The organism is Neobacillus sp. DY30 (genome assembly GCF_030123065.1).
Lineage (GTDB): Bacteria > Bacillota > Bacilli > Bacillales > Cytobacillaceae > Neobacillus.
Map to the genome: position 1 here is coordinate 2928821 of NZ_CP126093.1, position 13551 is coordinate 2942371.

A 13551-nucleotide genomic window follows, 5' to 3' on the forward strand; every position below is an offset into this window, starting at 1 on the left:
TTCCAATTCCATTTTGGGTATGCCAACCTGTGATCTGGATATACAGAATCATTACTACAATTGTTCTAACCATTAGCTCTGTTGAAAAAAGATCTTCGAATGAAATTTGTTACCACAGGACGTTTCTCATGGTTTAAAGAAATTACACTCACAAATGTTGAATGGTCAATGTTTGTGAGTGTTTTTGTTTTGGATAATGATTAGATTAATGGAAACATAGGTATCAGGAATCAATACCTAGTATGACCTAGAAGCAAAAAACGACATCTTCTTTAGGTAACGACAGGATTTAGGAATTTAGTGAAAGGAATAATGATCATGAGAATAGAGATATACATCGCTATTTTCATTTTTTGGATTTTCCTCGTGTTTCATGTGTTCAACCTCAAGGGAAATGGCATTAATTAATATAAAGGCACCAATTACTTGAATCCAGCTTCCAACTAATAGAATCTGTTCTCCAATGACATCTTTTTCGTTTATAACATAAATGTTACCGATCGCTTCTATAAAAGCACCTAAAGAAACAAAGCTATTTCCAGTAATAGCAAGAGTCCTATAGGATGAATCCTCTTCAAGGAATGCACCTACTGCTTCAAACGCTGCACCTAAACCTTGGACTCCACTGCCAAGGGTATCTATTTTTATTCCTTCATCCTCAGCGCCATTCATGTCAAGACTTACTCCAACTGAATTTGTAGTATTACCAGACGCCTCAAGCCAATTACCGAAGATGGTATATAGTTGAGATAGCTCCATTTCTGATGTCAACAGCTTAGATCTCCCAATGGCTTGTAACGAATTTCCGAGAGCTTCAATCCCATTTCCTTTTATGATTAATTCTTTCCCCAGATTGCTTTTGGTGAAGGTTTGCTGGGTCTGCCCGATTGTATCTATAAGTGAACCAACAAATAGTATCCATGTTCCTGAAATAAGAATATCTTCTCCACGAATAGTCATTTTCCGAAACGCTCCTTAAAGGGGATGTATTTATACTATTCATAACCCAGCGTAAATTTACAGAGAGCTTAGATTGCACGTTTTTATATTGAACGAGAGCCCATCGTTTCAAATTATTAGGCATTTTTAAACAATCACGATGTCATGAATCGATGCGTAGCCAATTATAATACATGACTTCTCCCCAGATTTGTTCTTCTCACATGTAAACATTACTTGAAAAGTCTGAGAGTTTTTATGCTATGATTTGATAAAGCTTATTAAATCAGAGGCAAGGTGATCTAGGTGTATAAGGTCGGAGTAGTAGGACCAGAACTTTCGATTGAGCGTATTTTGGAAGTTGCCAGAGAGTTTGAGAAAAATATAAAATTTTTGCCATTTCCTTATAAACAGGCCATTGAAACGAAAGAGATTGTGTTACAGCATAAATTAGATGTGGATGTCTGGCTGTTTTCCGGACCCATTCCATATGCGATTGCCAAGGGTGTCCTCGGTAATGACGATAGCCTTCATGGCATCTTATCTTGGGAGACTGGATTATATAATTCGCTCATTAGTCTACTTTTACAAAAGAATGAGGGTTTTAAACAGATTAGCATTGACCTTCCTGATGCGATTAATGCCGCTGAAGTGAGACAGCTGGATGTACCGATCAAAAACCTGCTGGTTCAACAATTTCCGGCGGATGTGAATGAACAGGATATCTATATGTTTCATAACCAGCTGTGGGAAAAAGGAAAAATTGATGGTGTGCTCACTTGTTATCCAAACGTAAAGGAACAGTTAGAGCAAAAAGGAATACCGGTCTCATGGATCACCACCACAAGACTTGGAACCAAACAAACCTTAGTATCGCTTTCTGAAAAAGCAAAAGCACACTATTATCAAAATACGCAGGTTGCTATTTGTTTTATTGAAGCAGAGAAACCAGATTTAGAGCGGATAAAGGAAGAATTACTCTATGATATCCAATCCGCAGAATTGAAAATGGAAGAGGCTCTTCTTCGTGTCAGCCGCCAACTGAATGGTTCGTTTCAAAGAGCAGGAAAAGGCGATTACATGATATTTAGTTCCAGGGGAGATGTAACACATCATATCCATATCCTTCAGGAAACCATACAAAAAATGCATGATCAATGGAAACTGCCTATTGCTGCAGGAGTGGGGTTTGGAGATTCGGTTCTTAAGGCTGAATATAATGCCAGAAAGGCCGTTCAACGTTCAAGGGGTGCACATCAAAACATGATTGTGATTGTCGATGAACAGGGGATCGTGGAAGAATACAGAAGCAATCAGGAAATCGTGTCTTATACAAGTAAAAGTGATGAGCCAGAAATTGTCCAAAAGCTCAGTGAGGTTCAAATAAGCGTCCAGCTATACAATAAAATGAGAAGTTATGTGGAGCAAAAGCAGTGGGATACGTTTACTTCAAGAGATATTGCAATCGAGCTTGGCATGAGCTTTCGCAATTCCCAGCGGATTCTCCTTGGTCTCAGGAAGACAGGGCTAGTCGAGGAAGTAGGAGAAACCAAAAGCAGTGATAAGGGAAGACCTATGAAACTATATCGTTTTCATTCTTAAAAATAGCTAATTAATGGCTATTTTTTTTATTTTATTGAAAATTTTCTATAAATTTATTATAGTATAATAAAGCATTAACGCAATGACGTTAATTATTCGTTAAATAGGAGTGGGGATAAATGGAAAATAGTAATGTTTTGGACCGTATAGACGAGGTTTTTGAAGAGGTAATCGAATGGCGACGATACTTGCATAAACATCCAGAATTATCCTTTCAAGAGTATAATACAGCCCAATATGTCTATGATGTACTTGAGAGTTTTGGAAGTTTAGAATTATCAAGACCCACAAAAACGAGTGTGGCAGCTAGGTTAAAGGGATCTAAACCAGGAAAGGTTATTGCCATTCGTGCAGATATGGATGCACTGCCCATACAGGAAGCGACTGAATTGTCATTTGCGTCTGTAAATAATGGTGTCATGCATGCATGCGGACATGATGGCCATACTTCCATGCTATTGGGCGCAGCGAAAATACTAATCGAACAGAAAGAATCCTTATGCGGTGAGATCGTTTTTATTTTTCAACATGCTGAAGAATTGCCTCCTGGTGGAGCAAAAGAAATGGTAGCCGCAGGAGTTCTTGACGGTGTGGATGAGGTTGTAGGCATTCATTTGATGACGACCATTCCATACGGTACGATTGGTATCAGGAAAGGGGCCATCACATCAAATAGTGATATATTTGAAATCATTGTCCAGGGTAAAGGTGGACATTCCTCTACACCTGAATTAACCATTGATCCGCTAGCAACAGGTGCTCAAATGGTGAATGGACTCAATCATATTGTTTCACGCTCTGTCGCTCCACTCGATTCAGCGGTCGTTTCGGTTACGAAATTTCATGCTGGGGGACAAGCGCTTAATGTTATACCGGATTGTGTTGAAATCGGTGGTTCAGTAAGGGTCTTTTCTCAGACTACACGTGAATTAATCAAGAACCGAATTACTGACATCGCTGAAGGAATTGCTAAATCGAACGGTGCTGTTGCTACTGTTAATTACACCTATGGTTATAATTCTGTCGTTAATGACATCGAAGTTACTGAAAAGATAGCCAGTATGATTGAGGACCATTTTTCTGAACGTCGTCTTGATTGGGTGGACCCTATGCTTGGTGGAGAGGATTTCTCCGCTTTCAGTGACGAAAAGCCAGGCTGTTATGTCATGATCGGAGCTGGAAATATAGAAAAGGGCATCACCTATCCACATCATCATCCAAAATTTGATATTGATGAAAATGCGTTAAAGGATGGGTTAAAATTTCACGTTCTTACTGCCTTAACACTAACAAAAGACTAGTCAACTACGAGGAGGGAGTAACATGACACCACAGACAGAGAAAAGAAAAAAATCATTTTTTGACAGAATGCTAGATTCTATCGAGTACGCAGGTAATAAATTGCCTGATCCAATCGTATTGTTTTTTATTCTGTGCGGAATTACGTTACTGTCATCATTCATCGCATCATTATTTCATGTATCGGCGATTCACCCAGTTACAGGAGAAAAGGTGGTTGTTAATAATCTTCTTGACAGTGAAGGATTAGTAGAAATCCTGACAAAAATGGTTACCAATTTCAGTGCGTTCCCACCGCTTGGGATGGTGCTTGTGATGATGATTGGAATTGGCCTTGCTGAACAAAGCGGGTTCTTTGCAACCTTAATGAAGCGAGCTGTTATGACAACTCCTAAGAAGGTCATCATACCAAGTATTATCTTAATTGCTATCATCGGGAATGCTGCTGGTGATGCTGGACCTGTTGTCTTACCGCCACTTGCAGCATCGGTATTGATGGCTTTTGGATATCATCCATTAGTTGGTTTAGTAGTCGCTTACGCTTCCACCTTAGGGGCATTTGCAGCCAACCTTATTATTGGAATGTCAGATACGCTTGTAGCGGGATTCACAGGACCTGCGGCCCAAACCGTGAATCCTGAATATACAGCGAATCCTGCGATGAACTATTATTTTATCGCAGTTTCAGCTATTGTGTTATTATTTGTTTCATTATGGGTTACTCATAAGTTTACAATCCCGCGCTTCGGCACTTATTCGGGTGATATCGAGAAGATGGAATCGATCACACCTGAAGAAAACCGTGGGTTAAAATGGGCGGGGATTTCTGCACTCGTGTTCTTAATCGCCATTTTAGCATTGATTATTCCCGAGAACGGGATTCTACGAAACCCCGAAACGGGTTCCATCATTGATGGTTCACCATTAATCACGGGAATCGTACCACTGTTAACGATCTTTTTCTTCATTCCTGGTCTTTTCTATGGAATTGGCTCTAAGTCGATTAAAACATCGAAAGATTTCGGAGAAATGGTCGGTAAGGCGATGAGTACAATGGGTCCTTACATTGTGTTGGTGTTCGCTGCAGCTCAATTGCTCGCTTTCTTTGCAACGAGTAATCTAGGACCCATCATTGCAATAAAAGGAGCTAATTTCCTTAACAATATTGGATTTACAGGTGTTCCTTTAATTGTCCTGTTTATTATTTTTGTTGCTTTTGTCAATCTATTAATCGGCAGTGCTTCAGCAAAATGGGCCATCCTTGCGCCGATATTCGTACCAATGTTTATGTATTTGGATTATCACCCTGCGTTTACACAAGCCATCTATCGTGTGGGTGATTCCATTACAAATCCAATTACACCAATGCTTCCATACCTTGTATTGTTATTATCCTTCGCCAAAAAATTTGATAATAAGATTGGTTTAGGAACATTAATTTCAGCACTATTCCCATACACATTATTCTTTGGAATCTTTTGGATCATACTTGTTGTCATCTGGTACCTATTAGGAATCCCAGTTGGACCTGAGGGGCCAATCCATTTATAAGCCTTAAAAGATGTAGGTTTTTGATTCTTTTTAAGAAGACAAATAAACGATTCGAACTGTTAAATGAAACTGAAAACTGCCTTCATTATCACTTTTAACGTAATAGAAAAATCCCCAAATCCAAAGAGTGGATAAGGGGATTTTTTTTGCTCGTGCTGTTGCGCATTTGAACAGTTCATTATTAGTCACTTGCTTTCTACTCCGCGTTCCTTGGGTCGTTGTTTGGAATTTTGATTGCAGACTACTACTTTGTTCACAAACAAAATCATGACATTGCTTCACTATAAAAATACAACCCACTTCATTTGCGTTTGATTTTAAGCAAGCATTTGATGAAAAGGGAGTGATATGAGTGCGTATGGTCTTAAAATGAAAAGGAGTCCAAATGAACAGCAGTTTGGTCAAAGACCACTTCATTGCATCTTTCACTTCAAATACAAGTTAGTTGGATATGCCCCACTAAAACAGGCGATACAGCGGCTGCTGGTGTCTGCTAAATCTACATCAACCGCCTCTAATAACCCTTCCGTACTTAAAAAAGCTAAAGAATCTGCTCCGATCACTTTCCCCATTGCTTGTTCTTGTTCATGTTTATTTGCAAATAGTTCTTCTTTTGTAGGCATATCCACTCCATAAAAACAAGGGTTTTTTACCATAGGGGAGCTGATTCGTACGTGGACCTCTTTGGCACCTGCTTGACGAATCAATTGAACAATGCGTTTGCTTGTCGTTCCCCGAACAATTGAATCATCAACCAGCACAACTCTCTTATCCTCGAGAATTTCTCGTACTGCACTTAATTTTAGACGAACTGCCAGGTCGCGCAATTCCTGGGTTGGTTCAATAAAGGAACGGCCCGCATAAGGGTTTTTGATGATCCCCATTTCATACGGAATTCCTGATTGTTGTGCATACCCCATCGCTGCAGGAACACTTGATTCTGGCACGGCAACCACAACATCTGCTGGTGCCGGATGTTCTTTTGCTAGAATTTGGCCTAACTCTTTCCGGATGGTTAATACACTTCTTCCATGAATCACGCTATCCGGACGAGCAAAATAAACAAATTCAAAAGAACAAAGGGAAACCTCGCCTTTTTCAGCAAATTTTCCTGTTTGAAACCCCTTTTCATCAATGAGAAGCCATTCACCCGGTTCAACGTCTCTCCAGAACTTAGCATCTACCGCATTTAACGCACATGTTTCGGAAGCCGCGACAATAGATTCGCCAATTTTTCCGAGGCTAAGGGGGCGTAATCCATGACGATCCAGGGCAACGAGCATTTGTTTTTCCGTCATAATTAGTAAAGCGAATGATCCGTCAATCCGCTTAAGAACTTCAGGTCCAGCTTGATTAAAATATTTTTTACTTGAACGGGCTATAAGGTGGGCGATAATTTCTGTATCAGTTGTTGTCTGAAAGATGGCCCCTTGTTGCTGGAGCACTTTCCGTTCGATATTGGCATTCACAAGATTCCCGTTATGGGCAACGGCCAAATCACCCTCACTGTATTTAAAGACGAGGGGCTGAGCGTTTTGTAATAAACTTGCACCAGATGTCGAATAACGGACATGGCCAATGGCCATATTTCCGGTTAATCCATCAAGGGTCTCACGGGAAAATACCTGCGTAACTAATCCCATTCCTCTGTGATGCCTGAATGATTTCCCATCAGTAGCCACAATTCCTGCACTCTCCTGTCCGCGGTGTTGAAGTGCATGAAGTCCATAATAGGTTAAATGGGCAGCTTTGGGGTGATTAAAAACACCAAATACCCCGCATTTCTCCTGCATTTCTGAATCCATTTTGTCTGCCTCCCGTGATTTCATTTCCTTATTTTTGGCGAAAGGAGAATTTCTATCCTCTTATATTCATTTCCTAGTAATCAGTGTGCAGCGATAAAATTTTTGTTGGTTATTAAAGTAAAGAAATGTCATTCAGGATAATTTAAAAGCATTAGTAAAAAAAGTTTGTCTGAATTTAGGAGGAAAAAGCTGTGAAAGTACTCAAACCCGGCTCAACCATTGGTATTTTAGGAGGAGGACAGCTAGGAAGAATGATTGCAATTGCGGGGAGAAATATGGGATACCGCTTCAACACGTTAGACCCGACACCGGATTCTCCCTGCGGACAAGTTGCTGATCGTCAACTGAAAGCTCTGTTTTCCGACTTAAACGCCGCAAAGGAATTAGCACAATTCTCAGATGTTATTACATACGAATTTGAGAATGTTGATTCTCATGTAGCCTCAATTTTAGAAACGACATCCTACGTACCACAAGGAAGCAGGCTCCTTAAAATAACACAAAATAGAATTCGGGAAAAAACAACGTTACAGTCCTTTGATGTGCCTGTTGCTCCTTTCAAGGTCATTGAAGCAGAAAACGACATTTACTCCGCTGCTGAAAGTCTAGGACTTCCTTGTGTAATGAAAACCGCAACAGGGGGCTACGATGGGAAAGGGCAGTGGGTTATTAGAAGTAAAGATGATATAAAAATGGCGATTGAGGCTTGGAATAAAGCCGGAATTGACATGGTCATTGAACAATTTATCCCGCTGAGCAAAGAATTATCGGTGATTGTTGCCCGTAATGTACAAGGTCAAACGAAGACTTTCCCTGTAGCGGAAAATGTACATATTAATAATATCCTGCATCAGTCCATCGTTCCTGCCAGAATTACGAATGAGCAAACGAATCAAGCAGAAACGATCGCTTTGAGAATAGCTGACTCCTTACACGTAGTAGGATTAATTGCAATAGAAATGTTCCTAACGAATGATGGTAAAATCATCGTCAATGAGTTAGCACCAAGACCACATAATTCAGGACATTATTCAATGGATGCCTGTATAACGTCTCAATTTGAACAACATATTCGGGCAATATGTGGACTGCCTTTAGGAGATACTACTCTTTTGACTCCGATTATTATGGTGAATATTTTAGGTCAGCATCTAAGTAACGTGCTAGCTAAAATCGACCAACTTCCTCCAACAGCTAAAATACATTTATACGGCAAAAAGGAAAGCGTGGAAAATAGGAAAATGGGCCATATCAATTTTTTGGGTCCAACTCTCGAATACGTGAACCAGCAAATCAAAGACCTCCATATCTGGACATAAAAGAAGTCGTCTATTTGTTCGGTAAGACTGAGTAAAGGAGAAAAATAATGGAAAAATTAGAAATGCTTTATGAAGGTAAAGCGAAAAAGGTATATAAAACATCTGAGTCAGGAACGTATTGGATTGAATATAAAGATGACGCCACTGCCTTCAATGGCGAGAAAAAAGGGCAAATTGCCGGAAAAGGAACGTTAAATAACGAGATTAGTGCCATTTTTCTTAGTTTGTTGAAAGAAAAAGGGTTGGACAATCATTTTATAAAAAAATTCTCATCAACCGAACAGATTGTTCAGCAGGTAGAAATTATTCTCATTGAGGTGGTAGTTCGAAACATAGCTGCAGGATCACTGGCAAAGAGGCTGGGATGGGAGGAAGGGAAGGAACTTCCTCAAACGATAGTGGAATTCTACTATAAAAATGATGAACTAGGGGACCCTTTGATTAACCAAGATCACATCGCCATTCTTGGCTTAGCAACAGAGAAAGAATTAGCAGACATTCGAAACCAAGCTTTGAAAATCAACGAAATCTTAAACGAATATCTCTTAAACAAAGATCTAATCTTAGTTGATTTTAAATTGGAGTTTGGCAAAACTCCAGCTGGAGATATCATCTTAGCGGATGAAATCTCCCCGGATACGTGTCGTTTTTGGGATGCCCATACAAAGAAAAAATTAGATAAAGATCGGTTTAGACGGGATTTAGGAAATGTAGAGGAAGCCTATCAGGAAATCCTACGAAGAATTGGGGGTAGTGTTAATGTTTAAAGCAACGGTGTATGTAACATTAAGAGAAAGCGTGTTAGACCCACAAGGGAATGCCGTCCACGAGTCGCTGCATTCGCTTGGGTACGACGAGGTTGGGGATGTACGAATCGGGAAATACATGGAGCTTGAAATACAAAGCGATGATCAAAAGGCAGCAGAAGAACGGGTCAGGGATATGTGTGAAAAGCTGTTAGCCAATACCGTGATTGAAGACTTTAGGTTTGATCTTACCAAGCTCCGAAGGATAGGAGGGGAGTAAGTTGAACTTTGCTGTACTGGTTTTTCCTGGTTCAAACTGTGATGTAGATATGTATAAAGCTATTTTAGATACGATTGAACAGCCTGTCGAATATGTATGGCATCTAGATACGGACCTATCAAAATATGATGCGATTCTCGTTCCGGGAGGATTCTCTTATGGCGATTATTTGCGGCCGGGGGCTGTAGCGAGTCTGTCTCCTGTCATGGAGCAGGTGAAAATCGCAGCGGAGGAGGGTAAATTGATTCTAGGTGTCTGCAATGGATTTCAAATCCTGACCGAAGCAAATCTTCTACCAGGTGCTTTAAGAAGAAATCAACGGTTGAAATTTCATTGTGACACCATTGATCTAATAGTCGAAAACAACCAAACTCCGTTCACATCAGACTATCAGGAAGGCGAAACGATCCGTATCCCCATTGCCCATGGTGACGGAAATTATTATTGCGACCTAGAAACGCTGAAGTATTTGGAAAAGAACAAACAAATTGTATTCAGGTATCAGGGGACGAATCCAAATGGCTCGATCTCTGAGATTGCCGGGGTCATCAATGAGAGAGGCAATGTGTTAGGATTAATGCCCCACCCGGAACGTGCCGTTCATAAATGGCTGGGAACAGATGACGGAAAACGGATGTTTTCATCTATTTTAAGTTACTGGAGGAAACAACATGGCACAGCATAAAGAACCAACTCCTGAACAAATTGTGGAACAGAAGGTCTATCGGGAAATGGGTTTGACGGACGAAGAGTTTGAGAAAGTAATCGAGATTCTCGGGCGGAAACCGAATTATACCGAAACGGGCATCTTTAGTGTGATGTGGTCCGAGCATTGCAGCTATAAAAATTCGAAGGTAGTCCTCAAGCGTTTTCCAACTTCCGGCCCTCATGTTCTCCAAGGTCCTGGTGAAGGAGCGGGGATTGTCGATATTGGAGATCAACAAGCAGTTGTGTTTAAAATTGAAAGCCACAATCATCCATCGGCCATTGAACCTTATCAAGGGGCTGCTACAGGTGTTGGAGGGATTATTCGTGATGTTTTTTCCATGGGTGCGCGCCCGATTGCGCTATTGAACTCATTAAGATTTGGCGAACTTGATAATCCAAAAACCAAATATATATTTGAAAATGTGGTCGCCGGTATTGCTGGATATGGGAATTGTATGGGCATCCCTACGGTTGGCGGCGAGATCTACTTTGATTCTTCTTATGAAGGAAATCCCCTTGTTAACGCGATGTGTGTAGGTTTAATAGATCATAATCAAATTCAAAAAGGCGTGGCGAAAGGGATTGGTAACCCAGTTATTTATGTTGGCGCGGCTACCGGGAGAGACGGCATTCATGGAGCGACCTTCGCTTCAGAAGAGTTGAGTGAGAATTCCGAAGCAAAGCGTCCGGCTGTCCAAGTGGGCGATCCTTTTATGGAAAAATTACTTCTGGAAGCGACTTTAGAATTGATTGCTTCTGGTCATGTGGTAGGAATACAAGATATGGGGGCAGCAGGATTAACCAGCTCCAGCTCCGAAATGGCAAGTAAAGCGGGAAATGGCGTTGAATTAAATCTTGATCTCGTTCCACAGCGCGAAAGAGGAATGAGTGCCTATGAAATGATGCTCTCAGAATCACAAGAAAGAATGCTGGTGGTTGCGAAAAAAGGCAAAGAAGAAGATGTAAAAAAGATTTTTGACAAATGGGGACTCCACTCTGCTGTGATCGGACGGGTAACCGACGATAACCAACTCCGTTTACTTCACAAAGGAGAGGTGGTTGCCGAAATCCCAGCAGACAAGCTGGCAGAAGATGCGCCGGTCTATTGTAAGCCCTCTAAAGAGGCTCCTTATTACCAACAATATTCATCATTAGACCCAGCTCAAACAATAGCAGAACCAGATGACTATAATACCGTTTTGAGACAGCTTCTAGCATCCCCTACGATTGCCAGCAAAGAGTGGGTGTATCAACAATATGACTATATGGTGAGAACCAACACCGCCGTCATCCCTGGATCGGATGCTGCGGTCGTTGCTATACGTGGCACAAGGAAAGCCTTAGCGATGACAACGGATTGTAACGGAAGATATGTTTATCTTGATCCATTCGTTGGAGGAGCGATCGCTGTTGCAGAAGCAGCCCGTAATGTCGTTTGTTCCGGTGCGGAACCTTTAGCCATTACCGATAACCTAAACTTTGGCAGTCCGGAAAAACCGGAAATCTTCTGGCAGTTTGAAAAGGCTGCGGATGGCATAAGTGAAGCGTGCCGGCAGCTGAATACGCCAGTTATTGGCGGAAACGTGAGTCTCTATAACGAGACAAAAGGCGAAGCGATCTTTCCAACACCAACGATTGGAATGGTAGGGTTAATTAAAGATATCGTTCATATCACGACTCAGGAATTCAAAAAAGAGGGAGATTTGATCTTTTTAATTGGGGAAACCAAGGCTGAAATAGGCGGTACAGAATATCAAAAAATCGTGACAGGAAAGATTGAAGGACGTCCTCCACAGATCAACCTGGAATTAGAAAAGAAAGTTCAAGCTTTTACTCTAAAGATCATTCAAGAGGGATTGGTGCAATCCGCCCATGATACAGCCGAAGGCGGTATCGCAGTTGCTCTAGCGGAAAGCTGTATAGGTGGGAAGCTTGGAGCAGACATTCAATTAACGGAAGAACTTCGATTAGACTTTAGTCTTTTTAGTGAATCGCAATCTCGTATTATTATTTCGGTCTCACCGGAACATAGTGAAAGGATAAAGGAAATGGCACAACAGCTTGAAGTACCGATAAAAGAAATCGGCATCGTAAAAGGTACGGAATTAACGATTGCACACATGGGTAAGAACGTCATTTCTCAGCCGGTTGCTGAATTGGATACGGTCTGGAGAAGTGCCATTCCAGACATTATGCGTTCGGGATTATTAAAAAAATTCAGCACCCAGGAAATCTCTGCAAGTTTACCGTAAAGGAGGGAAACAGATGAGCGATGCATATCGCCAAGCAGGAGTTAACATAGATGCAGGAAATGAAGCAGTTGAAAGAATGAAAAAACATGTAAAAAAAACCTTCCGTCCCGAGGTGTTAACCGGATTGGGAGGTTTTGGAGCTCTGTTTAAACCAGACTTAACGGGAATGGAAGAGCCTGTTTTTGTTTCTGGTACAGATGGTGTTGGGACCAAGTTGAAAATCGCCTTTGTAATGGACAAACACGATACCATCGGAATTGATGCAGTTGCGATGTGTGTAAATGATGTCATCGTCCAAGGGGCAGAGCCGCTTTTTTTCCTAGACTATCTAGCCTGCGGTAAAATCATCCCAGAAAAAATTGAAGCCATCGTAAAAGGAATTGCAGATGGCTGCCTGCAGGCAGGGTGTTCACTCATTGGCGGCGAAACTGCCGAGATGCCGGGGATGTATCAAGACGAGGAATATGATATTGCTGGCTTTACAGTGGGAATCGTCGATCAAAAACATGTGATTGATGGATCAAAAGTAAAGGAAGGCCAGGTACTCATCGGTTTAGCTTCAAGCGGTGTACATAGCAATGGGTTTTCACTTGTCCGAAAAGTTCTTTTGGAAGACGCTAAGCTATCCTTAGGTGACTATGTGGATGAATTGGGAGCTGAATTGGGAGCGGTGTTACTCGAACCGACGAAAATTTATGTAAAATCGATCCTTTCAACGGTGCGGAAATATCCTGTCTCTGGTCTGGTACATGTGACAGGCGGAGGCTTTTACGATAACATTCCACGCATTTTACCCGAAGGCTTACAGGCTAAGATAAGGAATGGATCTTGGAAGATCCCACCCATTTTTTCCTTTATCCAAGCTACAGGCAAAATATCCGATTATGATATGTTCCGAACGTTTAATATGGGAATCGGGATGATTCTAGTTGTTGATTCTGCAGACTCACGTGAAATTTTGGAGTACCTGCAATCCTTAGGTGAAGATGCCTTTGAAATTGGTACAGTCCAAAAAGGAACCGAAGAAGTCGTATTCAAAAAGGAGTAAGT

At 41.2% G+C, this 13551-nt stretch carries 11 protein-coding genes; 9 read left to right on the forward strand and 2 right to left on the reverse strand.

Features of this window, described 5'->3' with window-relative positions:
- Positions 1–297 precede the first annotated feature (297 nt).
- Positions 298–960 (reverse strand): DUF6944 family repetitive protein, encoded by a 663-nt coding sequence (locus QNH29_RS14080; RefSeq protein ID WP_283865373.1) that lies wholly within the window; start codon positions 958–960, stop codon positions 298–300.
- 285 nt (positions 961–1245) lie between these two features.
- Here QNH29_RS14080 and QNH29_RS14085 point away from each other — a divergent pair, with 285 nt between their 5' ends.
- From QNH29_RS14085 to QNH29_RS14095, 3 genes are all read left to right on the forward strand, one after another.
- A complete protein-coding gene (locus QNH29_RS14085) occupies positions 1246–2541 on the forward strand; it encodes a hypothetical protein (protein ID WP_283865374.1) in 1296 nt (431 codons plus the stop codon).
- Positions 2542–2660: 119 nt separating this feature from the next.
- Positions 2661–3842 (forward strand): amidohydrolase, encoded by a 1182-nt coding sequence (locus QNH29_RS14090; protein ID WP_283865375.1) that lies wholly within the window; start codon positions 2661–2663, stop codon positions 3840–3842.
- A gap of 22 nt (positions 3843–3864) precedes the next feature.
- Positions 3865–5391 carry an AbgT family transporter gene (locus QNH29_RS14095; protein ID WP_283865376.1) on the forward strand — a complete coding sequence of 509 codons (1527 nt, stop codon included), beginning with the start codon at positions 3865–3867 and terminating at the stop codon, positions 5389–5391.
- Between the two features lie 425 nt (positions 5392–5816).
- Here QNH29_RS14095 and purF read toward each other — a convergent pair whose 3' ends face one another.
- Positions 5817–7196 carry an amidophosphoribosyltransferase gene (gene purF, locus QNH29_RS14100; RefSeq protein WP_283865377.1) on the reverse strand — a complete coding sequence of 460 codons (1380 nt, stop codon included), beginning with the start codon at positions 7194–7196 and terminating at the stop codon, positions 5817–5819.
- A gap of 191 nt (positions 7197–7387) precedes the next feature.
- Here purF and purK point away from each other — a divergent pair, with 191 nt between their 5' ends.
- The 6 genes from purK to purM are packed head-to-tail and all read left to right on the forward strand — an operon-like array spanning position 7388 to position 13549.
- On the forward strand, positions 7388–8515 hold the full coding sequence (gene purK / locus QNH29_RS14105; RefSeq protein WP_283865378.1) for a 5-(carboxyamino)imidazole ribonucleotide synthase: 1128 nt from the start codon (positions 7388–7390) through the stop codon (positions 8513–8515).
- A gap of 47 nt (positions 8516–8562) precedes the next feature.
- Complete coding sequence (gene purC, locus QNH29_RS14110) at positions 8563–9282, forward strand: phosphoribosylaminoimidazolesuccinocarboxamide synthase (RefSeq protein WP_283865379.1); 720 nt, start codon at positions 8563–8565, stop codon at positions 9280–9282.
- Complete coding sequence (purS, locus tag QNH29_RS14115) at positions 9275–9541, forward strand: phosphoribosylformylglycinamidine synthase subunit PurS (RefSeq protein WP_283865380.1); 267 nt, start codon at positions 9275–9277, stop codon at positions 9539–9541. Before purC ends, purS begins: the two co-directional genes overlap by 8 nt.
- Before the next feature lies 1 nt (position 9542).
- A complete protein-coding gene (gene purQ, locus QNH29_RS14120) occupies positions 9543–10226 on the forward strand; it encodes a phosphoribosylformylglycinamidine synthase subunit PurQ (protein ID WP_283865381.1) in 684 nt (227 codons plus the stop codon).
- Complete coding sequence (gene purL / locus QNH29_RS14125) at positions 10213–12501, forward strand: phosphoribosylformylglycinamidine synthase subunit PurL (protein ID WP_283865382.1); 2289 nt, start codon at positions 10213–10215, stop codon at positions 12499–12501. Before purQ ends, purL begins: the two co-directional genes overlap by 14 nt.
- A gap of 13 nt (positions 12502–12514) precedes the next feature.
- Entirely contained in the window at positions 12515–13549 is a 1035-nt protein-coding gene (gene purM / locus QNH29_RS14130) for a phosphoribosylformylglycinamidine cyclo-ligase (protein WP_283865383.1), read from the forward strand.
- Positions 13550–13551: the final 2 nt, after the last annotated feature.

What these genes read in the sequence shown, in the direction of transcription:
- purS (WP_283865380.1), top strand. Translation starts at nt 9,275, where the DNA reads ATGTTTAAAGCAACGGTGTATGTAACATTAAGAGAAAGCGTGTTAGAC.
- purM (WP_283865383.1), top strand. Translation starts at nt 12,515, where the DNA reads ATGAGCGATGCATATCGCCAAGCAGGAGTTAACATAGATGCAGGAAAT.
- purC (WP_283865379.1), top strand. Translation starts at nt 8,563, where the DNA reads ATGGAAAAATTAGAAATGCTTTATGAAGGTAAAGCGAAAAAGGTATAT.
- QNH29_RS14080 (WP_283865373.1), bottom strand. Translation starts at nt 960, where the DNA reads ATGACTATTCGTGGAGAAGATATTCTTATTTCAGGAACATGGATACTA.
- QNH29_RS14095 (WP_283865376.1), top strand. Translation starts at nt 3,865, where the DNA reads ATGACACCACAGACAGAGAAAAGAAAAAAATCATTTTTTGACAGAATG.
- purF (WP_283865377.1), bottom strand. Translation starts at nt 7,196, where the DNA reads ATGGATTCAGAAATGCAGGAGAAATGCGGGGTATTTGGTGTTTTTAAT.
- purL (WP_283865382.1), top strand. Translation starts at nt 10,213, where the DNA reads ATGGCACAGCATAAAGAACCAACTCCTGAACAAATTGTGGAACAGAAG.
- QNH29_RS14090 (WP_283865375.1), top strand. Translation starts at nt 2,661, where the DNA reads ATGGAAAATAGTAATGTTTTGGACCGTATAGACGAGGTTTTTGAAGAG.